Below are 24,570 nucleotides of genomic sequence, written 5' to 3'. Positions count from 1 at the left end.
AACAAATGAAAAAAAACACCAATTCGGAGGATTACTCTCCGATAAATTTGAAGAGCTTTATTGAACAATTTAAGCATCCTTTTTTAATAAAAGGTTGGACTGAAAATTGTAAAGTAACCGTAAGTGATGATGTTTTGATAATTGTTTTTCCTTTTTTGGTTAAAAGTATAAAAGAACAATTAGAAGAATGGCTTTTACAAAATCTCGCCAGTTATACTGCTAAGAACTTTAAAGAAATAAAGATTGTTTCAGATATAGCTGTTATGAAACCAGGTAATGATATTGCCAAAATTAAAAATATAAAGAATATTATTGCTGTAAGCTCTGCTAAAGGTGGGGTCGGAAAGTCAACGACTTCGATAAATTTAGCTGTAGCTTTAAATAAACTAGGTGCAAATGTTGGTGTGTTAGACGCTGACATATATGGTCCGTCAATACCAATCTTAATTGGGGAGCGAAATACAGAAATTATGTCAGTGGATTCGCAAACTATGTTACCAGTTCACAAATATGACATTTTTTTTAATTCAATTGGTTTCATTATACCCGAAGAAAAAGCTGCTGTTTGGAGAGGACCTATGGCCTCGAAAGCATTAAAACAAATTTTAAATGACACAGATTGGCCACAATTAGATTACTTGATAGTAGATATGCCACCAGGTACTGGAGACATTCAAATAACAATGGCTCAGAATATACCTTTAACTTCATCGGTTATCGTTACAACACCGCAAGACTTATCTTTAGCAGATGCCCAGAAAGGTCTTTCAATGTTTAAAAGTGTTAATGTTGAAACACTAGGTTTAATAGAGAATATGAGTTTTTACATTTGTCCAAAGTGCGGTAATAAAGATTACTTATTTGGTGAAGACTCTACAGAAATGTTTGCGAAAAATGGAAAGGTTCCCATATTGGGTAAGCTTCCTCTAACTAAGAAAATTATGGAATCTTCGAGTAGAGGGAAACCAATAGTTTGGGATGATCCACAATTAAATGAATCTATGCAATATCTTGATATAGCTGAAAAAATATCAGCTTCCATGTTTTGGAAAGGTGTGCCATTAGAAAAAGAAATAAGTGTAAAAACAATTTTATGAATAAATTTATCAGTAGGGTTTGAATGTCAAAAACATATTTAAAAAATGTAATCATCGGAATTTCAGGAGCTTCGGCATCTGGGAAAAGCTTGATTACAAAAACCATTTATAATGAGCTTAAAACTAAGGTTGGAGATGATCAAATTGGAATTATTACAGAAGATCGGTATTATAGATCCCAAGATCATCTTACTATGGATGAAAGAATAAAAACGAATTATGATCATCCTAGTTCTTTGGATCATGATTTATTGTGTGAACATTTAGAAATTTTGTTATCAGGTGGTGAAGTTGATCTACCCATTTACAATTATGCTGAGCATACACGTGAAAAATTTACCACAAAAATGGAGCCCAAAAAAGTTATTATTTTAGAAGGGATACTTCTTCTAACTGATAGTAGACTACGAAAACTAATGCAGGCAAGCATTTTCATGGATACACCTTTGGATATTTGTTTGTTAAGAAGACTTCAAAGAGATATTCTTGAAAGAGGTCGTACAATGGATTCTGTTATGGATCAATATAAGAAGACTGTTAGGCCGATGTTCCTCCAGTTTATAGAACCATCTAAACAGTATGCAGATATCATTGTTCCTAGAGGTGGAAAAAACAGGATAGCTGTTGATGTTTTGAAGGCACATATATCAAAATTAATTAAAGCGAATTAGATTAGGAAGGAAAAAATAATGAGATTATGTGATGTTGATATTAAGAAATATTTAAACGAGAAAAAATTATTATTGAGCCTAAACCTAACGATTCTTCAATTAGTGGCTTGACAGTAGATGTACATTTAGGCAACCAATTTAGAGTTTTTAAGGACCACGAAGCACCGTTCATAGATTTATCAGGTCCTAAAGAAGTGGTTGATCTTCAGTTAGACAGTATTATGAGTGAAGAGTTTTCAGTTCAAGATAGAGGCGCTTTTTATTTACATCCAGGTCAACTAGCTTTAGCTGTAACAGAGGAAAGTTTAACATTACCTGACAATGTCGTCGGTTGGCTCGATGGAAGGTCCTCTCTTGCAAGGCTCGGCTTGATGGTGCATGTTACTGCTCATAGAATTGATCCTGGTTGGTCAGGAAAAATTGTCCTTGAGTTTTTCAATAGTGGGAGATTACCTTTAGCATTAAGGCCAGGCATGCCAATTGGCGCGCTTAGTTTTGAAGTTTTATCAGGAAGCGCACAATATCCTTATAATAAAAAACTTAATGCAAAATATCGGAATCAAAATGGAGCAGTCGTAAGTAAAATTAGTGATGATAATTGTGATAAGAGATTTAACTTAACATAAATTATTACGAATATTAGCTCTTAAATAGATTACCGCTCTCAATTTACCAATCTACGCCTTTAAGAGCTTTTATTCCATTATCAAATGCGTGTTTTGTATTCTCTATTGTAGAAATAGTATCACAGAAAGGCATTAATTTTTTATGTGCTGAACGTCCAGTTAAGATTACAGATTGTGACTTAGGTCTATTGCTTAAGTATTCAATGAACTCGTTTATGTCTATGTATTTGTATTGAAACATATATGTAATTTCATCAAGAATAATAAGATCAATATTTTCATTTTCTAACAGCTCTTTGCATTTATTCCAAACTACTTGTGCTTTTAATTTATCTTTTTCCTTATTCTGAGACTCCCAAGTAAAATCAGATTGCATGGTGTGAAACTTTACGCCAAGGGATTCAAATAGATTTTGTTCTCCGCAATCCCATGTACCTTTAATAAACTGGGCAACCTCGCATGATTTTTCATGGCCTAACGCTCTTGCCAAAGTACCAAAAGCAGCAGTTGATTTTCCTTTTCCATTTCCCGTTAACAATAAAACTATACCCTTTTCGACAGTCGCAGCAGCTATTTTTAAATCAATTTTTTCTTTTATTTTTTTTTGTCTTTTTTTGTGTAACTCATTTTTATCATTCACGTTATTGCCTTATTTTTTTAAATTTAAAAATTCTTTACAGGTATTTAATCTAGTACATCAGAAGCAATTTTATATGTGGGATCTTCTAAAAGATCTGCTTCACACTCAACATCAAATTTTTTAAGAAGTAATCTACATTCTGAACTGAGGTGTTTTAGCTTTAATTTTTTACTTCTATCGTTATATTTTTTAGAGATGAAAACCAAAGCCTCGACACCAGACTGGTCACATACTCTTGAGTGACTAAAGTCAATTAATATCGTATTAGGATCTTGGTTAAATGAAAATATGTCCTTGAATGCATGGGTTGAACCAAAGAATAAAGGACCATGTATTTTATATGTTTTCTTGGCTTGATCATCTGATAAGCTGGATGAAGCATAAATGTTTTTTGATTGTTTCCAACAAAATTGAAGTGAAGCAATAATAATCCCAGAAATAACAGCAATTGCCAAGTCAAATATGACTGTCAGAAAAGTAACAGCCAAAATAAGAAAGAAATCACTTTTAGGAACTTTTTTTACAAGTTGGAAACTACTCCATTCGAAGGTATTATAAACAACAACAAACATCACACCAACAAGGGCAGCAATGGGAATTGTTTCAATAATTTTTGATCCAAATAAAATAAAAATTAAAAAGACGATAGCAGCTACAATACCCGATAAACGAGTTCGACCACCAGACTTTATATTAATCATCGATTGCCCAATCATAGCACATCCACCCATGCCCCCAAAAAATGAACAAGCAATATTCCCAAGTCCTTGACCTTTACACTCCTTGTTACTTTGACCTCTAGTTTCAGTTAAGTCGTCTATGAGGGATAGTGTTAAAAGTGATTCTATGAGTCCAACAGAGGCAATAATTAATGAATATGGTAAAATTATTATTAGCGTATCAAAATTCACATTTACATTTGGAATATGAAAAGATGGTAAGTTACTTTGAAGAGAGATATTAGGATTACCACTCATATTAATTAAATAATCTAACACCGTCTTTGTGGGAATGTTCGAAAAATATACAATTAATGTAACTGTTACAATTGCAACTAATGCAGGTGGTATTTTTTTTGTAATTTTAGGAACTAGCTGAATTATTGCAATGGTAAGCATTACAAGGCTAAGCATTATTAAAAGGTTATGTGTATCCATCCAATGCATTTTTCCGCTTGGTGACATTTCACGAAATTGATTTATTTGAGCTAGAAAAATGACAATAGCTAATCCGTTAACAAAACCAATTACAACCGGATACGGCACTAACCTAATAAATTTACCAAGTTTAAAAATTCCAAATAACATTTGAAATATACCAGCTAAGAGAAGGGCAGCAAATAAATACTCTATACCGTGGTTATGAACTAAGCTGACTATCACTACAGCAATAGCACCAGTTGCCCCTGAGATCATCCCCGGTCTGCCACCAAATATAGATGACATTATACCCATGAAAAATGCGCCATAAAGTCCAATAGTTGGTGATACTCCAGCAACGAAAGCAAAAGCAACAGCCTCTGGTATTAAGGCCATTGCGACAGTTAGTCCTGATAAAATATCTGTTTTTATTTGAGATTTACTGGCTTTAAATATCTGATTGGTCATTGTTATAATTAAGGTTTATTGAGAGGGTTATACCTAAGTATAACCCATTATTTATTTGGTACGATTTAATTATCAGATGAAGAGTGCTCGGTATAAAATTGACTTCCACCTGGCTTAAAATTAACTTCAGATTGTTTGAAAGGGTTGGCTTCAATTTGAGTTAAAGTTGTTATTTCTATCTCATCATCAATTGTGACGGGCTTCGTCATTTCAGATTGAGCAGAGTTTTTCCCTCTTAAAATACCCGAGTCATAGTTTAATTTAGTATGAGAAACGTGGGTATTGTCGAGAAATTTTTCTTCTTTTAATTCCACTTTTTCAAAAAATTATTGTGAATGACCTCAGTTTCTTTTGCATGAATGTTTGATAATATTTTATCTTTTTCATAATTACATGGCATAATCCTTCCTATAGCTAACTCTGGGAAACAAACAGCCATTTTATCTTTTTTCTTGAATCTAGTTTTGCGTTCCTTGAATCCGTATGGGTGCGTAATGTAGGTGCTTACTACTCTTCCAAAAGCTAAATCAGTGGCATATACTGCATTTTTGGGAATACGGTTTCTATTGGTTCTTCTCTCGATTGTTTTTCTGTTTTTGCCTTTAATATTTTTTGTTTGGATAATTGTATTTGAGCTTGATCTGATTTAGGAGCTTTATCAGATTTGTTTTGGTTTGGCTTTTCTAAATTGTTTATTTTTTCTTGTTTTGTAATTTCAACTTTTTTTCTACACGAATTTTTTTATCCAGCTTTCTTTGTTCGCGCCTTTCTTTTGTTTTATTGGTAGAGGTAGGCTTATTTTTCTGAAACTGGGTGTCTTTACTTTTTTCAGGAATATTTTTCTTATTTTGAATCTCTAACTCGCTATGTTTTGGAACAACTTTTTTCTTAATTGGGGAGTCTGATCTATTATTAGATTTCCTTACATTCGTATTTCTATTAACTTTAGGTGATAGGTTGTCAGTAGTGACTTTAGAATTATTTACTGGTTGAGTATTCGCTTGAAAAATATTGGATAATTTTTTTAAGAACTTGCTAAATATATTGCCTGAATCACTCTTATTAATAGCACCAGAATCAGGGGTATGAGCAATGCCATTGAGAACAGGTTCTTCTTTCACTTTTGAGTTATGATTTTCAAGTGAACTTTCAAGATTTTCTTCGCGGTTAAATTGTTCTAAATAGTTAGGGATTTTGTAAGATAAAACATTATTTTCTTCTCCCGTTCTTATTCTGAAAATTTCAAAATTTGGTGTTTCAAATGAAGAAGTTGGAGATATTACTAGTTTAACATTATGAAGTTTTTCAATATGTAGAATAGATTTTCTTTTTTCATTTAATAAATATGAAGCAATTACAGTTGGAACGACTGCAACAACCTGGGATGTTTTTTCTTTAATAGCTTCTTCTTCTAGTAATCGTAGAATTGATAAAGATAATGAATTATTATCCCGAACAACACCTGTGCCTTTGCATCTTGGACATACATGGTGACTTGCTTCAGCTAAAGAAGGACTCAGGCGTTGTCTTGACATCTCTAATAAGCCAAATTTAGAGATTCGTCCAATTTGGATTCTAGCTCGGTCTATTTGTACAGCATCTTTTAATCTATTTTCCACTTCTCTTTGATTTTTTAAAGGTGTCATATCAATGTAATCAATGACAACCAAACCACCCAAATCTCTCAATCTAAGCTGGCGAGCTATTTCTTCAGAAGCCTCTAGATTTGTTTGAAGTGCTGTTTCTTCAATATCAACACCCTTAGTCGATCGTGCTGAATTAATATCTATTGAGGTAAGTGCTTCTGTAGGGTCTATAACAATTGAGCCACCAGACGGTAGGTTAACTTCTCTTTGGAAAGCAGATTCGATTTGATTTTCAATTTGATAATGAGTAAACAGAGGAACTTCATTGTTATATCTTTTAATTTTTGATATAAAGTCTGGTCTGACAAGTGCAACATGTTCCTTTGTTTTTTTGAAAAATTTTGGGCTATCAACAATTACTTCGCCAATATCTCTTCTCAAATAATCTCGAATCGCTCGAACAATTACGTTACTTTCTTGATGTATGAGAAATGGTGCTGTGTGATTTTTAGAAGCTTCTTTAATTGCATTCCAGTGATTTATTAAGATATTTAAATCCCATGACAACTCTTCAGAAGATTTTCCAACTCCAGCAGTTCTAACAATTAAACCCATTCCTAGAGGAAGTCGTAATTCATTTAAGGCATCTTTCAATGCGATTCTTTCATTACCCTCAATTCTTCTTGATATGCCCCCAGCGCGAGGATTATTGGGCATTAAAACTAAATAGCTACCAGCTAGAGATATAAATGTTGTTAGTGCTGCACCTTTGTTACCTCTTTCTTCCTTATCAACTTGTATGATGAGTTCTTGACCTTCTGATAAAATATCTTTTATATTCGGTCTCCCTTGATAAGTGTAATTTTCTGGAAAATTATCTTTTGATATTTCTTTAAGGGGTAAGAAGCCATGTCTATCGGCTCCATAATTTACAAAAGCTGCTTCTAAACTAGGCTCGACTCTAGTTACAATTCCTTTATAAATGTTTGCTTTTTTTGATTCATATCCAGCATTTTCAATATCTAAGTCGTATAGTTTTTGGCCATCAACTAATGCGACTCGCAACTCTTCTTTTTGAGTTGCGTTAATCAACATTCTCTTCATTATGTTTTCTCTAAAAATTCGTTCGTTAAATAATAACTATTTTAAGATAATGGTTATGAAAGGGAGCCTCTCGGCTATTAAAACATAAAATATTTAAAGTATAATAGTTATTGTATTGATTTTTCTTTTCACAAAATTATAAGTCTTACGCCATTTGCTGCTTACTTGGTATTTCATGAATCCATCAAACTTATTCCTTTGATGATATATTCCATATTGTACCAAAACAATTTAATTTGCGATAGATACAATGTTAATATTATAATAATTTGTTAATTTTTAAATGGTAGATATATGATTGCATGAAAATCAGTAAAGCTAAAAAAGTACAATTTATTACAATTGATGAAAATCAATTACATCAGAGAATTGATAATTTTTTGATTAATTTCTTAAAGACTGTACCCAAAACTTTGATTTATAGAATTATACGTAAAGGCGAAGTGAGAGTTAATAAAAAAAGAGTAAAACCATCATTTAAATTAAGTATAGGTGACATAGTAAGAGTGCCACCTTTAAAAATAGAAGAAAAGAACAGTATTCATTCTTACCAGAACTTAGAAATTATTAAAAATTTAAATAATAAAGTTTTGTATGAAGATTCGAATATTCTCGTAATTAACAAACCTTCAGGACTGGCGGTTCATGGAGGTAGTGGAATCAATATTGGCTTAATAGAGTCATTGAGAGTTTCAAGAACAGATTTAAAGTATTTAGAATTGATTCATCGTATTGATAGGGATACTTCTGGTATTTTAATGATAGCCAAAAAACGCTCTTTTCTAAGGAGTATCCAAGAGCAATTTCGAATAAAAAATATTAGAAAAACATACGTAGCTCTGGTAAAAGGTAATTGGGACCGTTCAAATAAGATTATAAATAAGCCATTATACAAAAATGAAATTAATAGCGTTGTTAAAGTTGATCCTATGGGCAAAAAATCTGTAACACGAGTAAAAGTTATAAAAGAATTCGAAAATGCAACTTTTATTGAAGCTAGTCCAATCACAGGAAGGACCCACCAAATTAGAGTTCATTGTTTATCAGAAGGGCATCCCATAGCTAATGATAATAGATATGGAGATCATGAGTTTGATGTACAAATGAAAAAAATGGGTTTGGATAGGATGTTTTTGCATGCAATGGAGTTGGAGTTCTTCTACCCTCCTATAAATGAAATGCTAGTTATAAAAGCACCTTTAGATATTGGGCTTACTAAAGTTTTAGATAAACTATCATCATTGAATGACATTGCAAAAAAAAATTCCTTTGACTATTTGTAATTAGGAGGATAGAATCCATCACCTATGCAAAATGTAAAAATACCATTAAAAATAGATCCCATTAAAGCAGCATTGAAAGGCTTTAATTATAAAGGGATATTAGATAAAAAGTTTTTGACAAGATTAAACTGTTCATCACCCAAAATCATGGGAGATGCAAATGTTCGCCTTGATTTTTTTTATGACGAGCAAAAATTACCAATTATAAAAGGTAGTGCAAGTGCATGTTTTGAATTATGTTGTCAAAGATGCAATGAGTTTTTTAATTTTGTTTGTAATATTGAGTTTTGTTATACTCCTATATATAATATTTCAGATCAAACTGAAGATTATCCTGAGAGATATGAACTCATTGAACTTGATGAATATAGTAATATTGATTTGGTTCAAATAATTGAAGATGAATTTATAATTGGGTTGCCTCAAATTCCAATGCATGAAATAAAAGATTGTAAGGTTAATAGTAATCAGATGACTTTTGGAGAAATTCCAAAAGAAGATTCCAAACCTAATCCATTTAATGTACTAGAAAGTTTGAAGCAAGATTTAAAAAAATAAAACTGAAGAGGTTAGGTTAATGGCTGTTCAAAAAAACAAGAAAACTCGTTCAAAACGTGGTATGCGTCGTTCACATGATGCACTTACTAGTAGTGCAACTTCCGTGGACACTAATAGCGGTGAAACACACTTAAGACATAATGTTACAGCTGACGGATACTACCGTGGCGTTAAAGTAATTAATAAGTAAATTTCTTAGGCTTCCTTTCAAGGATGATTATAGCTATTGATACAATGAGCGGGGATAACGGACTATCAGTAACGATTCCTGCCTTTTATCATGTTCTGCTTAATAATACTGAAACAAATTTTATTTTGGTAGGTGATTCAAAAAAAATCATTAAAACTTTTAGTGATTTGAATTTAAATATTATTAGGCATAACAATATAGAAATCATTAATTGTCAAAAATTTGAAGAAGAAAATATTGAGTTCAATACTTTTTATAAACAGCTCAAACAAGGGAAAATCAACTCTTCAATGTCTAAAACTATTGAGCTTGTGGCGGTTGGTAAAGCAGACGCATGTGTTACAGCTGGAAGTACCAAAGCGCTGATGGCTTTAACTAATAATTACATTCAAACCATCCCTGACATCAAAAGACCAGCATTAATATCATTGTTACCGACCTTTAACTCAAGAAAAAGTTGGATGATAGATTTAGGAGCAAACTTCAGTTCAAATGCAAATAAACTGTATCAGTTTGCGTTAATGGCGACAACTTTAATAGAAACAAAAAAAAAAGGTACTGTAAGTGTCGGTATACTAAACTTAGGAAAAGAGTGCAAATCTGGTCCTACATATATACAAGAAGCAGCAAATTTAATAAAAAAAATAACAAATATTGAATTTTACGGCTTTATAGAAGGTAATGAAATATATGATGGGAAAGTTGACTTAATTGTATGCGATGGTTTCATTGGTAATATTGTATTAAAATCAAGTGAGGGTTTAGCAAGGCAGTTTATAAAAAATGCACTTTATGATGATAAACAACCTTTTTTGAAAAGATTAATTGCAAGTTACTTGTTTAAAAACGTTAAGAGCTTTAATCCTGATTATTATAATGGTGCAATTATGTTAGGTTTAAAAAATGTTATTGTAAAAAGTCATGGTTCTGCAAATGAAGAAGCATTTAGAAATGCTATAATTGAAACAATGTCAGAGGTTCAACAAAATATACCTCAAAAAATAGAGACAAGACTAAAATTAAAACAACTATAGGAAGGTTATATTGTGAAATATAGCAGAATAATTGGCACAGGTAGTTATTTCCCTAAAAATATCAGAACCAACTCTGATTTAGAAAAAATGGTTGATACATCAGATGAATGGATTTTTTCAAGAACAGGAATCAAAGAAAGAAGAATAGCTAATTCAGAAGAAACTGTTTCTTTGATGGGATATGAAGCTGCATTAAATGCAATCTCATATTCTGGAATTGATAAAAATGATATTGATTTGATAATAGTTGCTACTTCCAGCTCATCTAAAGCCTTTCCTTCATCCGCATGTGAAGTGCACGCAAGATTGGGTATAAAAGAATGTATTGCATTTGATATTGGAGCTGCATGTTCTGGTTTTGTGTATGCTTTGAGTGTTGCCGATCAATATATAAAGTCTGGAGTTGTAAAAAAAGCTTTAATTATTGGAAGTGATAGACTAGCCCATATGTGTAACCCTAAAGATCGTTCAACTATAATCCTTTTTGGTGATGGGGCTGGTGCTGCGATTCTTGAGTCAAGTGAAGAAGCAGGAATTTTATCTACTCACATAAATGCTGATGGACAATACGGGGATTTACTAAGTGTAAATAATGTTCAACACGACAAGCCTTTCAATAATGATGATTGGTTGTCAATGACTGGAAATGCGGTCATGAAAATGGCTGTCCAAAAACTATCAAAATTAGTCACAGACACTCTTAAACTTAACGGTTTATCTAATAATGACTTAGACTGGCTGGTTCCTCATCAAGCTAATTTAAGAATTATCCAAGCCACAGCAAAAAAATTAGATTTGCCTCTTGAACAAGTTATGATTAATTTGGACCGATACGGGAATACCTCTGCCGCCACGATCCCAACTGCGTTAGACGAAGGCGTCAGAAATAATAAAATTAAAAAAAATCAGTTGCTCTTGCTTGAAGCCTTTGGCGGGGGGTTTACTTGGGGCTCAGCTTTAGTAAAATTTTAAAACGGAGATAAAATGAATAAATTAGCAATAGTTTTTCCTGGTCAGGGTTCGCAATCTTTAGGTATGCTCTCTGAGCTATCTCAGAATCATCAAATTTTTCGTGATACTTTTTCAGAAGCATCTGAGGTGGTTGGTTATGACTTATGGTCGCTGACTGTTAACGGACCTCTCGATAAATTGAATGAAACTTTTAGAACACAACCAATTCTCTTAGCCTCTTCAGTTGCTATATGGCGAGTTTGGAAGCACTTAAATAAACCAATGCCTGATTATTTAGCGGGGCATAGTTTAGGAGAATATTCTGCACTAGTTTGTGCTGATTCTATCTCTTTTAAAGATGGCATAGCTTTAGTAGAGCAGAGAGGACGTTTCATGCAAGAGGCTGTTCCTGCTGGTGTTGGTGCAATGTCTGCTATTATTGGACTCTCTACAGAAAATATCATGGATGCTTGCAATCAAGCATCAAATGATAAAAGTGTTGTTGCCCCTGTTAATTTTAATGCTCCAGGACAAATAGTTATAGCAGGTAATATCGAAGCAGTTGAGAAAGCAAATAAAGTTTGTAAGGAAATGGGAGCTAAGAGAGCTTTAATGTTACCAGTATCTGTTCCCTCTCATTGTATTTTAATGAAACCTGCTGCGGAAAAATTGATTGCAGAGTTAGATAAAATTGAATTTCTTAATCCAAAAATTCCCGTAATTCAGAACTACGATTGCAAAAGCAATACTGAAATAGCTGATATTAAGCAGTCACTGATTAAACAATTATACAATCCTGTGAGGTGGATCGAAACAATTGAACTTCTTGCTTCTTGCGGAGTAGATAGTGTTGTTGAAATGGGTCCTGGTAAAGTTTTAACCGGTTTAAATAAAAGAATAGCTAAAGAATTAAACTTACATGCTGTTAATGATTTAGCATCACTTAATTCCTTGTAATATGAATTAATAGGAAAACTTATGAATGAAATAAAAAAAATTGCATTAGTAACTGGTGCTACAAGAGGTATTGGACGAGCAATTGCAGAAAGGTTAGTTAAGGATGGCTTTTTTGTTGTTGGAACGGCGACATCTGAAAGAGGGGCAGATGTCATTTCGGGCTATTTAGGGGAATCAGGATGTGCCTTTAAATTAGATGTAACTGATAGTGATTCAATAGCTAATGTCCTAGAAACAATTAAAACGAATTATGGTAATATAACGACGTTAGTCAATAATGCCGGCATTACGAGAGATAATCTTTTAATGAGAATGAGCGATACTGAATGGAATGATATCATTCAAACTAACTTAACATCTATTTTCAAATTATCTAAAAGTGTGTTGAGACCGATGATGAAAAACAGATTTGGACGCATTATTAACATTGGATCCGTTGTGGGTACTATGGGTAATGCAGGACAGGCAAACTATGCGGCTGCAAAAGCAGGAGTTGTTGGCTTTTCTAAGTCATTAGCTCGTGAAGTTGCATCAAGAGGCATCACGGTTAATACTGTTGCTCCGGGTTTTATTGCTACTGACATGACTAATGCATTAACCGAAGAACAGAAAAAAAATACACTTGCTTCAGTGCCTGCGGGTCGACTTGGTAGTACTGAAGAAATAGCAGCTGTCGTATCTTTTTTAGCAAGTGATGGGGCTAGTTACATAACTGGTGAAACATTACATGTTAATGGTGGAATGTATATGATATAAAAGAATTATTTTAAAAAAATTTATTTTTTTTCATAATAGTTCTAATATATATACGAATATACACTTTTTAATAGCAATTAAAATTGCTATAATGTACAATCAAAACTTATGTTTATCGTGAAAGCGAAAAATTGAAGGAATTAATAAAATTATGAGCAACATAGAAGAACGTGTAAAAAAAATCATCGTAGAACAACTTGGTGTTGATGAAGCTGAAGTAAAAAATGAAGCATCTTTTGTTGATGATTTAGGGGCTGATTCTCTAGATACAGTTGAATTAGTAATGGCTTTAGAAGAGGAATTTGATACAGAAATTCCTGATGAAGAAGCTGAAAAAATTACAACTGTACAAGCTGCTATTGACTACGTTGTTAATGCTTCTGAGTAATAAAATTTAGTTATATCGAAAGCGAGTCATTGGCTCGCTTTTTTTTTAGGAAAATTTCATGTTTACTCAAAATATTTCTATAAATAATAGAGGGTTAAACTTCGGCGATGGATTCTTCACAACAATTTTAGTTCAAAACAATAAAGTTTGTGATTGGTCATTTCATTGCGATAGAATTCAGACTGCATCTAAAACGCTTTTCTTTCCAACAATAAAACTTCCAGATTTAAAAAGTGCTATTGATTCTAAACTAAATGAAAGGAAATCTGATTCCAAACGCGTAGTCAAAATTATCTTTACTAGAGGCAATAGTAATCAAGGTTATAGTTTCGATAAAGCAATTGAACCGGTGATCTTTTTTAATGAGTATCCGTGGCCTGAAAAATATATCAAATGGCAACGTTATGGAGTAGCATTGCAAGTATCTCGTTTTAAGCTTGGCATCAATCCAAGCACCTCGGGTATTAAACACTTAAATAGAATTGAGCAAGTACTTATTAAAAAAGAAATTGATGATAATCATTGGGATGATGCTCTTGTTTTAGATTTAAATAATAAAGTTATTGAAACATCTTCTGCAAATATCTTTTGGTTTAAAAAAAATAAAATTTATACGCCATCAATTAAGAACTCAGGTGTAAATGGTATTATGAGAAAAAAAATCATTAACTACTTTTCAAAAAATAAGATCAATGTTTTTGAAGGTTATTATGAGCTAAATGATATTTTTACTGCTGAAGAGATCTTCATTTCTAATTCACTTTTTGGTATTGTCAGTGTTAAAAAGATTGCTAATCAATACTTTCATACGAGTCAATTTTTTAAAAATTTGAGAAAAAATATTTTATGCTAAAGAAAAGAAAAGCTGTTGTTTTATTTCTATTAATAATTGTTTTTATAAGTCTTATCGGAATTTTTAGGCTTAAAGAAGCAACTCTTAACCAAAAACTTTCTATTACAGATGATTTAATGTTTAATGTATCCAAAGGTGAGAGTTATAAATCTTTAATAAATGATTTATCAAAACAAAACGTACTTAAAAATAATTTTTTTATTAATAATTTATGGAGAGTTTACCCCCCAGCATCCAGTATAAGGGAAGGGACCTATTTAATAAAACCTGGTTCGTCATTATCTGATTTGATTCAAATGATAAATGAAGGTAAAGTCTATCAATTTTCGATAACATTAATAGATGGCGAAACGTATGCTGACTGGATTAGGCAATTAGAAAAGAATAAATACTTAAAGCATACACTTAATGGTTTGAATGAAGAGGATGTCGCAAAGAAATTAGGTACAAATCATCATAGTTTAGAAGGGTTGCTTTTGCCTAATACTTACTTTTTTACATCACAGGACTCTGATTATGATATAATAAAAAGAGCTTATTTGGCTATGAATGTTTTTTTAGACAAAGTATGGAAAAATCGTGATAGAAGCGATTTGATTAAAACTAAATATCAAGCATTAATATTAGCATCATTAATTGAGAAAGAAACTGGTGTATCTGATGAGAAAAAGCTCGTGTCATCAGTTTTTTATAATCGACTCAAGAAAAACATGCGACTCCAAACTGATCCAACAGTGATTTATGGTTTAGGCAAAAAGTATAATGGTAAATTGACATCAAAAAATTTGAAGACTGTTACTCCGTATAATACTTATATTATAACAGGTTTACCTCCCACACCAATTGCAATGCCCAACAAATCTTCAATTTTAGCTGCATTGCATCCCGATAAAACAAAATATTTATATTTTGTTGCAACAGGTCATGGTGGGCATACATTTACAACAAATTATAAAGAACATGTAAACGCAGTTAAAAAATATTATAAGACGTTAAAAAATGAAAAATAAAGCAAAATTTATCGTTGTAGAAGGTTTAGAAGGTGCAGGGAAAAGTACAGCTATTAATTATATCTATGATCTTTTGTTAGAACTTGGGATTACTAATGTGCAGCACACTCGTGAACCAGGAGGAACTCTAATTTCTGAGGAAATTAGGAGATTATTTAAAAAAGAGTTTGAAGGAGAAAATTTGACTGCTATTTCTGAAGTTTTATTAATTTTTTCCGCTCGCTCCCAATTAATAGAGAGTGTCATAAGACCCTGTTTAAATGAAGGTATTTGGATATTAGCGGATAGACATAATTTATCGACAATAGCCTATCAAGGTGGTGGCAGAAACATACCTATACAAGAAATAAAAAGTATTCAGCGTATGGTTTGTAAAAATCTTGAGCCTGACTTAACGATATTTTTAGATGTATCGCCTGAAATTGGTCTATCAAGGGCTAGATTGAGATCAAAATTGGATCGCATAGAAAAAGAAGATATTAAATTTTTTAATAAAGTAAGATCTACTTATCGGAATGAAATTAATGAACTTAACCATGATGTAATTTTAATCGATAGTAATAAGGAACTGGATATAGTGAAGCAAGAGATTAAGCAGAAACTTTTTCAATGGTTCAAAAACACTAAAGGTTAACTATGTATCCCTGGAATAAACCGCTCTATCAAAAACTGTCAATTTTAAATAAGGAAGGTAAACTGCCTAATTCTTTAATAATTCAATCAAGCGAAGATTATTTCATATCAGAAGTATATGTTGAAATATGTACTGAGATTTTAAGAAATAAGATGGTAACTCATGAAGATTCAAATTTCACATCTAGAAAAAAACTGATTAAAGAAAATAAACATCCTGACTGTAAAATTATTTTTGATGATACAGAAATTATTAGAATCGAGGAAATTAGAGATATTCTAGAGTGGTCTAGGCTTTCATCTATTAAAGGTGATAACAAAATTATAGTGATTGAAAATTGTTCTAACTTAAATGAATATTCAAGCAATGCACTGTTAAAGCTCATTGAAGAGCCACCATTAAACCTTTTTATTATTTTAATCACACCATATTTTGAGAAAGTTAAAAGTACAATTTTAAGTCGCTGTATAAAATTTTGGATAAAAAAACCAACTATTGAAGAGCTTAAAGAGTTGTTCCATGAATTTAAACCTCAATCTTATCTTGAGCTATGTAGTTACTTAACTAACTTTTCTCCAAAGAAGATTAGTCACTTTCTTAAAATTGAAAGACAACAAAATCTAAATAAAATAATAGAAGATTTTATATTTTATATTAAATTCTCAAAACAAGGTTTGATGAAGTGTATTAACAGTTTTCAACTAGAGTCTGATATAATTGTCGACATCATGAATCTTTTTTTGTTAGATCTTTTGAAATCAAAACTAAACAGCAATAGAATTATCTTTAAAGAGTTTTTAACAGATATTGTATCTATATCTAACTATATTTCTATAGAAACAATTTACAGTCAAATCAATGGACTGAGACTTATAAAAAAAGACTTACAGTTACATTCAAATTTGAATTTTAAACTTATATTTTCAAATTGGTTAATTCAATTCAGTGAGGACTAGAAAATGATTATTGATTCGCATTGTCATTTAGATAAATTAAATTATGAGAAAAATAATATAACGTTGGATAATGTTGTACAAAATGCTTTGAATAATGGTGTAAGTCATATTTTGTCTGTATGTGTAAAACTTGATGAATTTGAAGAAATGCTCAACATGATTAAAGGTTATGAAAATATATTTGCTTCTTGCGGTGTACATCCCGAATATATTACAGATCCTATTGATACAGAGTTACTTTTTAAATTTGCATCTAATGACAAGGTCATTGCTATAGGTGAAACAGGACTAGATTATTACTATGACAAAACTAATAGTTTCAAGCAACAGGATTCTTTTAGAAAACATATTGATATTGCAAAAAAAATCAGAAAGCCATTGATTATTCATACTCGCTCGGCTCGAAAAGATACTATTGATATTTTAATTAATGAAAAGGGTGACGAAATCGGGGGAGTGTTACACTGCTTTACTGAATCATATGAAATGGCAAAAAAAGCTATAGACTTAGGATTTTATATTTCAATATCGGGTATAGTTACTTTTAAAAACGCACATGAGCTTCAAGATGTTGTCACAAAACTACCTTTGGATAGATTATTAGTTGAGACTGATTCACCATATCTTGCACCTGTACCGCATAGAGGAAAAGAAAACCAGCCTGCTTATGTTAAACATGTTACCGAATATATTGCAAAACTGAAGGATCTTAGCTTTGATGAAGTAGCAGATGTTACAACACGTAACTTTAATAAATTATTTCTTAAAAGTTAGTCTTTTCTAAGAGTTTATTAAGAAATAATAATGTTAGATTGGGGTTGTCCTGGCTTATCAGTAATCTTTTATGATCAGAATTAATAGGTAGAATTTCTAACCACCTTTGAGCAACCCAACTCGCATTATCTAACTCTTTTTTAGGGTAAAATTTTCCAATTGAAGTATTGTTTGCATAAAAATCACAAAGCTTATGAGCTACATGAGTAAGATTTTTTTCGAGAGGAATGTCTAGCCAATTTTTTAATGCTTGTGTTCGTGCCTTTAGAATACTAGTGTTAGTATAACTTATTTGATGTACTAATAATTTATTTACTCCTTCTATTGTTATGGTGAAACAATTTGAATCATTATTTGTATTAAAATCTATTATTTCTATAGACGTCACTATAGCGGATATTTTATCAAAGTTTTGAATATCACCATCTTCGATATGAGCAATACTTATCGGGTCATTTTTTAAAAAATGATCTTTCAATACTCTTATTAGCGAATAGTCGTTAATTATCAGCTCAGAACGACCTTTCGGCAATATGTAACTTTCGTGTGGGATTATAAACATTTTTTATTTGATCATAATTAAAATTATATTTTTTTTCTGTAAATATTTTTAATTTTTATAAGAAAAAAAGATCAAAAATAGCTATCTTAATGATTAATATGTATTTTTTACTAAGTATCAATTTTGAGCCATTTATATTGTTTATTTTATAAACTATGATTTGGATCTTGGATTTTATATAAAAATTGTGTCAGATTAAAAAGGTACTACAGAAAATTTTATGGATGAAATGATTAAGGAGTATTATATGGACATACAAACAAATAAAAATAACTTTTTAGATTTGTTTAACTCTTATGAAAAAAGATCAATGTTTGGTGGTATTGGTATTTTTTATAAAGGCACTATGTTTGCTATAGTTATGGATGAGCAGCTTTTTTTGAGGGGTGGTTTAAAGTTAGATGAAGCGTTTTTGAATGAAAACTGTGAGAGATTTACTCATATCAAAAAGAACAGGACAGCTATTATTAATTATTACAACGTTACATCAATTTACAATGAAAATAAAGAGCAGTGTTATTCTTTTATCGAACAATCTAAAAATGAAGCTCAAAATGCAAAAGAGCGTAAAGAGCATCAGATTAATAGATTAAGAGACTTACCTAATATGAGATTGACTTTAGAAAGGATGTTAAAAAAATCGGGTATTGAGGATGTGACGACCTTTTATGAATTAGGTGCTGTTGAAGTTTTTCAAAAAGTAAGAGAAACTCACGGAAGGAACTTAGATATAAGATTATTATGGATGTTTGCAGGGGCAATAAAAGGGTGTCATTGGTCCTTATTAAACCATCAACAAAAAGAAAAATTACAACAAATGGTCGAAAATTAAGAGCTTCCTCATCATTAATTTAATAGTTTAATGATGAGTATTTAATCTTATTGTGAAATTGCTGATATAACAAAATATCTTAAAAAAATTAAAAAAGGTAGCCGATGAACTTACTCCAAGTTAAAGAATTTATGAATACGAGACCCCTAATTTTTAAGGAAGACTCTCCGTTATCATCAGCGTTGGATTTGATTATTGGCTCCAAACAAATAGGTGGGCCGGTAGTCAATGATATGTCTAAGGTTGTGGGTGTTGTAACAGAAAAAGATTTATTTCAGGATTTATTAAAATTAACTTATCATTGTCAAGAATCTAGATTGATAAAGGATTGTATGAAAACATCATTTCAGTACGTTGGATTATATGATGGCTTGATGGATGTTATTACAAAAATGGAAAAATTTAATGCGGTAATATTTCCAGTTATTGAAGATGGTGAGTTGATTGGAACGATTGGAAGAAGAGAAGTTTTATTAGCAATAAAGAAACAACTTTCTGACGGATGTCAAACGCCAGTTTAATGACCTCCAGCTTCCTTAAACCATGATAGAATCTCCTTTTTTATACAATGGAAATCATTTGGACCAATAATTTTTATATTTAGGTCGTCGGCTCTGCTTAAATCATAATTTCTAACTTCCCTATAGCTAAGTAGCATTGCTCTTGATTGGATTCCCCCAAAAAACTCACGAAGTGATTCGAGTTTATATAGGGTGTCGTCACCACTTCGCATATCTTTTGTTTTACATTCAATAATGTGTAATTTATTGTTTACAATCACGACAATATCTAATTCATTTTTTATAATTCTATCATTAAGATTTCTATGTATTTCAAGATTATAGCAAACATCTTGGATGGTTGATAATTGAGATTTTAAATCTAAAATAATATTGAAAATAAAGTTTTCTATCCACTCACCATTTGCATACTTTCTGGACTCTTCATTTTTAAACGATAAAACTCCATTCTCATAATCAATTAATTTAAAGAGTGATAAATCAGTGAGTATTTCAGATAATTCCTTGTAACCCTGCTGTTTTGGGGTTAACTCAATTGTCAAAGATTGCGTTTTTCTACAAGTTGTTGCTAAGTAGTTTAAAGTTGCAAAACCTGGAGCTAAATATTTTGCATTTTTGACCCATTTTTGGTGAATATCTTTAATACCTCTGTACTTATCTTCAAAATTTATTGAATCTGATTGTAGACTTTGAAGATTGAAAATATGTAAAAATTGAGGAATGTTGATTTTATCAGCAATTTGGTAATGTTTCTTTTTAGGATTATTTATCCAAATAAGATCATCACTGTATTCATCAATATAATAAGTTTGAATTTTATGAATGACACAAAATTCATATAACGGCAAGATATATTTCCTATGACCACAACTGGCATTAAAAAAAACACTTGAATTTTCTAGTTGTAAGATAGAAAATAGGTGTAACTCATAAAACTCAAAAAAATTAGTCGAAGTTGACAAGTCTAAAAAGCAAACCATAACTTTCGGTTCTAATAGAGATTTAATTCTTTCATAAAGTCCCTTATTATTATGTTTCCCAAATAAAATTAATTTAGTAATTTTCAAATGGGAGTCTAGGATAGGGGTTATCAATCTAATAGGATCAGAATCTAAAACGCCTATATGAATATTCATCATCTAGTACCTTGAGGCTAAAGCATAAAAAGTGCCATAAAATTAATGTAAAATTTTTTTTAGTAAAACTTTTATATTCTAATTATAAAATATTGATTAAAAAACATAAATATACAAGATAAAGTTTTATAAAGATTGCTTCATTTATTGATCTAAATAAATATTTTAAATGGTTTATATATTTGGCTGAAAAAATTTAATTAAAATTGGCTTCTCAAAAATTAAATTTAGGGAAAAAACTCTCTTATAGAGAGTTTTTAAATAATGTTTATTTATTATTTATGTATGCTTTTATTCTTGATTTGGTATAGTTATCAGCATTTTCATATAATTCAATGAATTTTTTTTCAATTTGATTTTGTTTAGACTTATCTTTTTTAGAAACCGAATTGTTAGACACTTGACCTGGAACTAGTGATTTCAATGCAGCTGGTTTATTGGTAAGATTATAAGCAGTAATCTCTGCAACTAAGTCTCTAGAAAGTTGAAAACCTTTCTTCAACAATAAATCTTGTTTAAAAGGGACCGCTTGACCATTTGAAATTAGAGATAAAGTTGGTTTTTTATTATAAACACTAGCTTGATATTTAGTTCGCAATGTAGGCAACTCTAATGAAATAGTTTGATTATCTCCTTTAAACTTGATCAAAATTATATTTGAACTGAAAAAGTAGCCGTCTCCATCCTTGATATTTTTCTCATATCTAAATCCAATCTGGTGTTCACCATTTGGTAAAATGATTGGATTTGCATTAAGTTGTTGTTTTTTACCATCCACTAAAACTACCGTAGCATCTTGGGAAACATTAAACTTAATATCCGCAAATACATTTGTACATGATAAAATTAGGCCTGACAGAAGTGCAAATTTTATTAGTTTCATTTTTTTTCCTTTATTTAATAAATTTAATTGACGTAACAAGCTAAACCTTTCAGATAAGATCCTTCGGGAAAGTTGCCTGAAATAGGGTGATCCTGAGATTGAGATAACTTCTCTATTATTTTAATTTCCTTACCAGCATCAAGTGCTGAATCAGAAATAATTTTTTGAAATAGCTCTGTGGGCATCAAACCAGAGCATGAAAATGTAAAAAGAAAGCCACCAGGTTTTATAAGAGATAGGGCTAATCGATTTATATCTTTATATCCTCTTGCCGCATCATTAAGTTGTTTTTTAGATTCCATAAATTTAGGTGGATCAAGAATAATGACGTCAAACTTTTTACCTTCATTATAATATTCTCTAAGAGCCTTGAATACATCCTTATTTATAAAATCAACTTTTTTTGTGTTATAGTTATTTAAAATAAAGTTTTCTTTTGCTAAATCTAAGGCTAAGTTTGAAACATCAATATTAGTTATATGTTTTGCGTTGCCCTTAAAGGCGAATAAACCAAATCCTGCCGTATATGAAAAACAATTTAAAACAGTTTTATTATCTACATATTTGGATACAATGTTTCTGTTTTCTCTCTGGTCAATATAAAAACCTGTTTTATGTCCATTTTCAATATCTACATTAATTTTCACACCATTTTCTGTAATTACACATTTAGAATTAAAGTCACTATGTTGAGACAATAATCCTTTTGTTAGAGGTAACTCCTCCTTTTTGCGGATATTAGCATCACTTCTTTCATAAATGTGATGGTTTGGAAGTAGGGTCTGTAAAGAAGCAAAGAGATCTTTTCTAAATCTTTCGATTCCAGCCCATAATAATTGCACAACAACATTATTGTCATATATGTCGACGATGGTTCCAGGAAGATCATCTGATTCAGCTGCAATAAGTCTATAAGCATTACTATTTATATTTGTTTTAATTGATTCTCTTAAATTAAAGGCTTTTTTTAATTTTTTCAAAAAAAATTGTTGATCTATCTTTTCACTAGAATCAAAGGACCAAATTCTTGAGCGAATCTGAGATGAGCTAGAATAACTACCCTTAGCTAACCATTGATTTTTAAAATCATATATATCAATCAAATCACCACTGACGACATCTCCTAGAACATCAGATATTGAATTTGAGAATACCCATGGGTGTTTTCTTAATAATGACTTTTCTCTTCCTTTTTTTAAAATTATTTTTTCATTGGTTTTTAAAGCTCTATTATGAAATTAATTTAGATTGATGATTTGTATAAGTCCCATTTCTCAATGCCTCTATTCGCTTATCTAAGGGAGGGTGAGACATAAATAATTCAGATAATGATTTTTTCCCAATAATTCCAAAAGCAGTCAATTCTCCCTCTAGCTCTGTTTCATGGCTTGTTTTGAGTGCTTCTAGTGCAGAGATCATGTTTTCTTTACCAACCAATTCAGCTGAGCCTGCATCAGCATGATACTCTCTATGTCTGCTGAACCACATAACTAAGGGTGTAGCTAAGAAGCCAAATATTAATTCAAAAATAAACACAGTAGCGAAATAAGCAAAAGGATTAGAGCCAGAACTTGAATTATTAGAATTATTGTTACCGATATTTGATACAAGTGATGCGACTATTCTGGATAAAAAGATCACAAAGGTATTTATCACTCCTTGAAGTAAAGTCATTGTTACCATATCTCCATTTTTAACATGGGCTATTTCATGAGCAAGGACGGCCTCTGCCTCATTTCTTGTCATCCTTGTTAAAAGGCCTGTTGAAACTGCAACTAAAGAATCATTTTTCTTAGCTCCTGTAGCAAAGGCATTCATGTCATCTGATGGATAAATTAATACTTCGGGCATTTTTATGTTTGATTTAGCGGATAAATTTTTTACGGTGTTAAAAACCCAAGATTCAGTTTCATTAGATGGAGAGTCTATTACTTTTCCACCGACAGATCTTTTAGCCATCCATTTAGAGAGAAGAAGAGAAATAAAAGAGCCTCCAAAACCAAAAATTGCAGCTAAAACTAATAAACCGTTTAAACTTCCTTGCTGAATATTTGTTGTTGAATATATAATATTTAAAACAATACTCAATACAATTACGATTGCAGCATTTGTTAGTAAAAAAAGAAAAACCCTTTTCATTACGATACCTTTTTTTCAATAATTAATATTTTATATTATGTAAAAAAAATCATAAAATATCTATAAATAAAAAGTTTTAAAAAATTATTAATTATAATTATAAAATTAAAAATGATGATCTATGTCATAAAAAAAAACAAACATTATATTATTTTAAAAATAGACTTGATTATTTTATTTATATATATTAAAAATTCATTTCGATAAAAAAATTAATCATTATTGAGATTGCTTTTATTTATAAATAAAATAATTTATTTGAACTATTCAAGGAAGGATACGGATATGGAAGAATATTCAGTTGCTGTTGACATTTTAAAGTGTCATTTAGGAATGAGCTTAGTAGAAGCGCATGAAGAATTAGGTTTGACTGAGGCTCATCAAATAAATGAATGCGAAATGGAGTAAGATTTTTGCTTGTTGGTAAGTATGATAAAGAATAAATTAGGCAATGAAATTTTGTTAGACTCATTTGGTTATTTAAAATCAATGACTGACTGGGATGAGAATGTAGCAAGAGAACTTGCTGAAAAAGAAAATATTACATTAACAGAAGATCATTGGGAAATCATTTTTTTTGTACGTAATTTTTATAATGAATATAAAACGTCACCTGCAATGAGGATGCTTAGTAAGGCAATTGAAAAAAAACTAGGCAAAGATAAAGCAAAAAGTATTTATTTATTCCAACTTTTCCCTGAAGGTCCAGCGAAACAAGCCACTAAAATTGCAGGTTTACCAAAACCTGCCAAATGTCTATAGTATTATTCAAAAAAATTTGATCAAAATCAAAAAAAAGGTTTACATTCTTTTTTTTTATTT

Annotated in this window: 27 protein-coding genes and 2 pseudogenes; 20 read left to right on the top strand and 9 right to left on the bottom strand. The window is 30.9% G+C overall.

Annotated features, from left to right (window positions below; genetic code table 11):
- Positions 1 to 5 precede the first annotated feature (5 nt).
- From apbC to dcd, 3 genes and pseudogenes are all read left to right on the top strand, one after another.
- Entirely contained in the window at positions 6 to 1,097 is a 1,092-nt protein-coding gene (gene apbC / locus CF386_RS00515; RefSeq protein ID WP_089072587.1) for an iron-sulfur cluster carrier protein ApbC, read from the top strand.
- A 23-nt stretch (positions 1,098 to 1,120) separates the two neighbouring features.
- Entirely contained in the window at positions 1,121 to 1,768 is a 648-nt protein-coding gene (gene udk / locus CF386_RS00510; RefSeq protein WP_089072586.1) for a uridine kinase, read from the top strand.
- Positions 1,769 to 1,786: 18 nt separating this feature from the next.
- Positions 1,787 to 2,394 (top strand): annotated as a pseudogene (gene dcd / locus CF386_RS00505) (dCTP deaminase).
- A gap of 43 nt (positions 2,395 to 2,437) precedes the next feature.
- Here dcd and cobO read toward each other — a convergent pair.
- From cobO to rne, 4 genes and pseudogenes are all read right to left on the bottom strand, one after another.
- A complete protein-coding gene (gene cobO, locus CF386_RS00500; RefSeq protein WP_089072585.1) occupies positions 2,438 to 3,034 on the bottom strand; it encodes a cob(I)yrinic acid a,c-diamide adenosyltransferase in 597 nt (198 codons plus the stop codon).
- Positions 3,035 to 3,078: 44 nt separating this feature from the next.
- A complete protein-coding gene (locus CF386_RS00495; RefSeq protein WP_089072584.1) occupies positions 3,079 to 4,641 on the bottom strand; it encodes a SulP family inorganic anion transporter in 1,563 nt (520 codons plus the stop codon).
- 65 nt (positions 4,642 to 4,706) lie between these two features.
- Positions 4,707 to 4,955 carry a hypothetical protein gene (locus CF386_RS00490; protein ID WP_089072583.1) on the bottom strand — a complete coding sequence of 83 codons (249 nt, stop codon included), beginning with the start codon at positions 4,953 to 4,955 and terminating at the stop codon, positions 4,707 to 4,709.
- 393 nt (positions 4,956 to 5,348) lie between these two features.
- Positions 5,349 to 7,331, bottom strand: a pseudogene (gene rne / locus CF386_RS00485) (ribonuclease E); the annotation flags it as partial.
- 302 nt (positions 7,332 to 7,633) lie between these two features.
- Between rne and rluC the strand changes: the two are divergent.
- From rluC to CF386_RS00420, 13 genes are all read left to right on the top strand, one after another.
- Entirely contained in the window at positions 7,634 to 8,614 is a 981-nt protein-coding gene (rluC, locus tag CF386_RS00480) for a 23S rRNA pseudouridine(955/2504/2580) synthase RluC (RefSeq protein ID WP_089072581.1), read from the top strand.
- 24 nt (positions 8,615 to 8,638) lie between these two features.
- Positions 8,639 to 9,172, top strand: coding sequence for a 23S rRNA accumulation protein YceD (yceD, locus tag CF386_RS00475; protein WP_089072580.1), 534 nt, complete (start codon positions 8,639 to 8,641; stop codon positions 9,170 to 9,172).
- Positions 9,173 to 9,191: 19 nt separating this feature from the next.
- The gene (gene rpmF / locus CF386_RS00470; protein WP_089072579.1) at positions 9,192 to 9,362 is read left to right on the top strand and encodes a 50S ribosomal protein L32; all 171 of its coding nucleotides are present in this window, start codon (positions 9,192 to 9,194) and stop codon (positions 9,360 to 9,362) included.
- 23 nt (positions 9,363 to 9,385) lie between these two features.
- The gene (gene plsX / locus CF386_RS00465) at positions 9,386 to 10,396 is read left to right on the top strand and encodes a phosphate acyltransferase PlsX (RefSeq protein WP_089072578.1); all 1,011 of its coding nucleotides are present in this window, start codon (positions 9,386 to 9,388) and stop codon (positions 10,394 to 10,396) included.
- Positions 10,397 to 10,408: 12 nt separating this feature from the next.
- The gene (locus CF386_RS00460) at positions 10,409 to 11,368 is read left to right on the top strand and encodes a beta-ketoacyl-ACP synthase III (protein WP_089072577.1); all 960 of its coding nucleotides are present in this window, start codon (positions 10,409 to 10,411) and stop codon (positions 11,366 to 11,368) included.
- A 12-nt stretch (positions 11,369 to 11,380) separates the two neighbouring features.
- A complete protein-coding gene (gene fabD, locus CF386_RS00455; RefSeq protein ID WP_089072576.1) occupies positions 11,381 to 12,304 on the top strand; it encodes an ACP S-malonyltransferase in 924 nt (307 codons plus the stop codon).
- Between the two features lie 21 nt (positions 12,305 to 12,325).
- Positions 12,326 to 13,060: a 3-oxoacyl-ACP reductase FabG gene (gene fabG, locus CF386_RS00450; protein ID WP_089072575.1), complete on the top strand. Its 735-nt coding sequence runs from the start codon at positions 12,326 to 12,328 to the stop codon at positions 13,058 to 13,060.
- Positions 13,061 to 13,211: 151 nt separating this feature from the next.
- The gene (acpP, locus tag CF386_RS00445) at positions 13,212 to 13,448 is read left to right on the top strand and encodes an acyl carrier protein (RefSeq protein WP_089072574.1); all 237 of its coding nucleotides are present in this window, start codon (positions 13,212 to 13,214) and stop codon (positions 13,446 to 13,448) included.
- A 58-nt stretch (positions 13,449 to 13,506) separates the two neighbouring features.
- Positions 13,507 to 14,301 carry an aminodeoxychorismate lyase gene (pabC, locus tag CF386_RS00440; protein ID WP_089072573.1) on the top strand — a complete coding sequence of 265 codons (795 nt, stop codon included), beginning with the start codon at positions 13,507 to 13,509 and terminating at the stop codon, positions 14,299 to 14,301.
- A complete protein-coding gene (mltG, locus tag CF386_RS00435) occupies positions 14,295 to 15,311 on the top strand; it encodes an endolytic transglycosylase MltG (RefSeq protein ID WP_089072572.1) in 1,017 nt (338 codons plus the stop codon). The genes pabC and mltG overlap by 7 nt, the downstream gene beginning before the upstream one ends.
- Positions 15,301 to 15,945, top strand: a complete 645-nt coding sequence (gene tmk / locus CF386_RS00430; protein WP_089072571.1) for a dTMP kinase — start codon at positions 15,301 to 15,303, stop codon at positions 15,943 to 15,945. The genes mltG and tmk overlap by 11 nt, the downstream gene beginning before the upstream one ends.
- 2 nt (positions 15,946 to 15,947) lie before the next feature.
- Complete coding sequence (locus tag CF386_RS00425; protein WP_089072570.1) at positions 15,948 to 16,901, top strand: DNA polymerase III subunit delta' C-terminal domain-containing protein; 954 nt, start codon at positions 15,948 to 15,950, stop codon at positions 16,899 to 16,901.
- A 3-nt stretch (positions 16,902 to 16,904) separates the two neighbouring features.
- On the top strand, positions 16,905 to 17,675 hold the full coding sequence (locus tag CF386_RS00420) for a TatD family hydrolase (RefSeq protein ID WP_089072569.1): 771 nt from the start codon (positions 16,905 to 16,907) through the stop codon (positions 17,673 to 17,675).
- Here CF386_RS00420 and CF386_RS00415 read toward each other — a convergent pair.
- Complete coding sequence (locus CF386_RS00415) at positions 17,665 to 18,237, bottom strand: hypothetical protein (RefSeq protein ID WP_089072568.1); 573 nt, start codon at positions 18,235 to 18,237, stop codon at positions 17,665 to 17,667. The two genes, CF386_RS00420 and CF386_RS00415, sit on opposite strands and share 11 nt — an antisense overlap.
- Before the next feature lie 247 nt (positions 18,238 to 18,484).
- Here CF386_RS00415 and CF386_RS00410 point away from each other — a divergent pair, with 247 nt between their 5' ends.
- Entirely contained in the window at positions 18,485 to 19,069 is a 585-nt protein-coding gene (locus tag CF386_RS00410; RefSeq protein WP_089072567.1) for a TfoX/Sxy family DNA transformation protein, read from the top strand.
- A 104-nt stretch (positions 19,070 to 19,173) separates the two neighbouring features.
- Complete coding sequence (locus CF386_RS00405; RefSeq protein ID WP_089072566.1) at positions 19,174 to 19,590, top strand: CBS domain-containing protein; 417 nt, start codon at positions 19,174 to 19,176, stop codon at positions 19,588 to 19,590.
- On the opposite strand, the gene CF386_RS00400 is transcribed toward CF386_RS00405, so the two are convergent.
- The 4 genes from CF386_RS00400 to htpX form a co-directional block, all read right to left on the bottom strand.
- Positions 19,587 to 20,726 carry a Card1-like endonuclease domain-containing protein gene (locus CF386_RS00400; RefSeq protein WP_158522259.1) on the bottom strand — a complete coding sequence of 380 codons (1,140 nt, stop codon included), beginning with the start codon at positions 20,724 to 20,726 and terminating at the stop codon, positions 19,587 to 19,589. The genes CF386_RS00405 and CF386_RS00400 overlap by 4 nt on opposite strands.
- A 268-nt stretch (positions 20,727 to 20,994) precedes the next feature.
- The gene (locus tag CF386_RS00395; protein ID WP_145955000.1) at positions 20,995 to 21,609 is read right to left on the bottom strand and encodes a YccT family protein; all 615 of its coding nucleotides are present in this window, start codon (positions 21,607 to 21,609) and stop codon (positions 20,995 to 20,997) included.
- A 23-nt stretch (positions 21,610 to 21,632) separates the two neighbouring features.
- The gene (locus CF386_RS00390) at positions 21,633 to 22,814 is read right to left on the bottom strand and encodes a class I SAM-dependent rRNA methyltransferase (RefSeq protein WP_089072563.1); all 1,182 of its coding nucleotides are present in this window, start codon (positions 22,812 to 22,814) and stop codon (positions 21,633 to 21,635) included.
- 25 nt (positions 22,815 to 22,839) lie between these two features.
- Complete coding sequence (gene htpX / locus CF386_RS00385; protein ID WP_089072562.1) at positions 22,840 to 23,748, bottom strand: protease HtpX; 909 nt, start codon at positions 23,746 to 23,748, stop codon at positions 22,840 to 22,842.
- A gap of 285 nt (positions 23,749 to 24,033) precedes the next feature.
- On the opposite strand from htpX, the gene CF386_RS13230 reads away from it, so the two are divergent.
- Complete coding sequence (locus CF386_RS13230) at positions 24,034 to 24,156, top strand: hypothetical protein (RefSeq protein ID WP_264080464.1); 123 nt, start codon at positions 24,034 to 24,036, stop codon at positions 24,154 to 24,156.
- Positions 24,157 to 24,177: 21 nt separating this feature from the next.
- Entirely contained in the window at positions 24,178 to 24,510 is a 333-nt protein-coding gene (locus CF386_RS00380) for a TusE/DsrC/DsvC family sulfur relay protein (RefSeq protein ID WP_089072561.1), read from the top strand.
- Positions 24,511 to 24,570: the final 60 nt, after the last annotated feature.

It is taken from the genome of Paraphotobacterium marinum (genome assembly GCF_002216855.1).
Classification (GTDB): Bacteria; Pseudomonadota; Gammaproteobacteria; order Enterobacterales; family Vibrionaceae; genus Paraphotobacterium; species Paraphotobacterium marinum.
Note: the sequence above shows the minus strand (reverse complement) of the source record. Positions and strands in the feature narration are given on the sequence as shown.

Bases quoted from the DNA above. Each gene is read 5' to 3' on its own strand.
- apbC (WP_089072587.1), top strand. From the start codon at position 6: ATGAAAAAAAACACCAATTCGGAGGATTACTCTCCGATAAATTTGAAG.
- udk (WP_089072586.1), top strand. From the start codon at position 1,121: ATGTCAAAAACATATTTAAAAAATGTAATCATCGGAATTTCAGGAGCT.
- CF386_RS00495 (WP_089072584.1), bottom strand. From the start codon at position 4,641: ATGACCAATCAGATATTTAAAGCCAGTAAATCTCAAATAAAAACAGAT.
- rluC (WP_089072581.1), top strand. From the start codon at position 7,634: ATGAAAATCAGTAAAGCTAAAAAAGTACAATTTATTACAATTGATGAA.
- yceD (WP_089072580.1), top strand. From the start codon at position 8,639: ATGCAAAATGTAAAAATACCATTAAAAATAGATCCCATTAAAGCAGCA.
- rpmF (WP_089072579.1), top strand. From the start codon at position 9,192: ATGGCTGTTCAAAAAAACAAGAAAACTCGTTCAAAACGTGGTATGCGT.
- plsX (WP_089072578.1), top strand. From the start codon at position 9,386: ATGATTATAGCTATTGATACAATGAGCGGGGATAACGGACTATCAGTA.
- fabD (WP_089072576.1), top strand. From the start codon at position 11,381: ATGAATAAATTAGCAATAGTTTTTCCTGGTCAGGGTTCGCAATCTTTA.
- fabG (WP_089072575.1), top strand. From the start codon at position 12,326: ATGAATGAAATAAAAAAAATTGCATTAGTAACTGGTGCTACAAGAGGT.
- acpP (WP_089072574.1), top strand. From the start codon at position 13,212: ATGAGCAACATAGAAGAACGTGTAAAAAAAATCATCGTAGAACAACTT.
- pabC (WP_089072573.1), top strand. From the start codon at position 13,507: ATGTTTACTCAAAATATTTCTATAAATAATAGAGGGTTAAACTTCGGC.
- mltG (WP_089072572.1), top strand. From the start codon at position 14,295: ATGCTAAAGAAAAGAAAAGCTGTTGTTTTATTTCTATTAATAATTGTT.
- tmk (WP_089072571.1), top strand. From the start codon at position 15,301: ATGAAAAATAAAGCAAAATTTATCGTTGTAGAAGGTTTAGAAGGTGCA.
- CF386_RS00425 (WP_089072570.1), top strand. From the start codon at position 15,948: ATGTATCCCTGGAATAAACCGCTCTATCAAAAACTGTCAATTTTAAAT.
- CF386_RS00420 (WP_089072569.1), top strand. From the start codon at position 16,905: ATGATTATTGATTCGCATTGTCATTTAGATAAATTAAATTATGAGAAA.
- CF386_RS00415 (WP_089072568.1), bottom strand. From the start codon at position 18,237: ATGTTTATAATCCCACACGAAAGTTACATATTGCCGAAAGGTCGTTCT.
- CF386_RS00410 (WP_089072567.1), top strand. From the start codon at position 18,485: ATGGACATACAAACAAATAAAAATAACTTTTTAGATTTGTTTAACTCT.
- CF386_RS00405 (WP_089072566.1), top strand. From the start codon at position 19,174: ATGAACTTACTCCAAGTTAAAGAATTTATGAATACGAGACCCCTAATT.
- CF386_RS00400 (WP_158522259.1), bottom strand. From the start codon at position 20,726: ATGAATATTCATATAGGCGTTTTAGATTCTGATCCTATTAGATTGATA.
- CF386_RS00395 (WP_145955000.1), bottom strand. From the start codon at position 21,609: ATGAAACTAATAAAATTTGCACTTCTGTCAGGCCTAATTTTATCATGT.
- htpX (WP_089072562.1), bottom strand. From the start codon at position 23,748: ATGAAAAGGGTTTTTCTTTTTTTACTAACAAATGCTGCAATCGTAATT.
- CF386_RS13230 (WP_264080464.1), top strand. From the start codon at position 24,034: ATGGAAGAATATTCAGTTGCTGTTGACATTTTAAAGTGTCATTTAGGA.
- CF386_RS00380 (WP_089072561.1), top strand. From the start codon at position 24,178: ATGATAAAGAATAAATTAGGCAATGAAATTTTGTTAGACTCATTTGGT.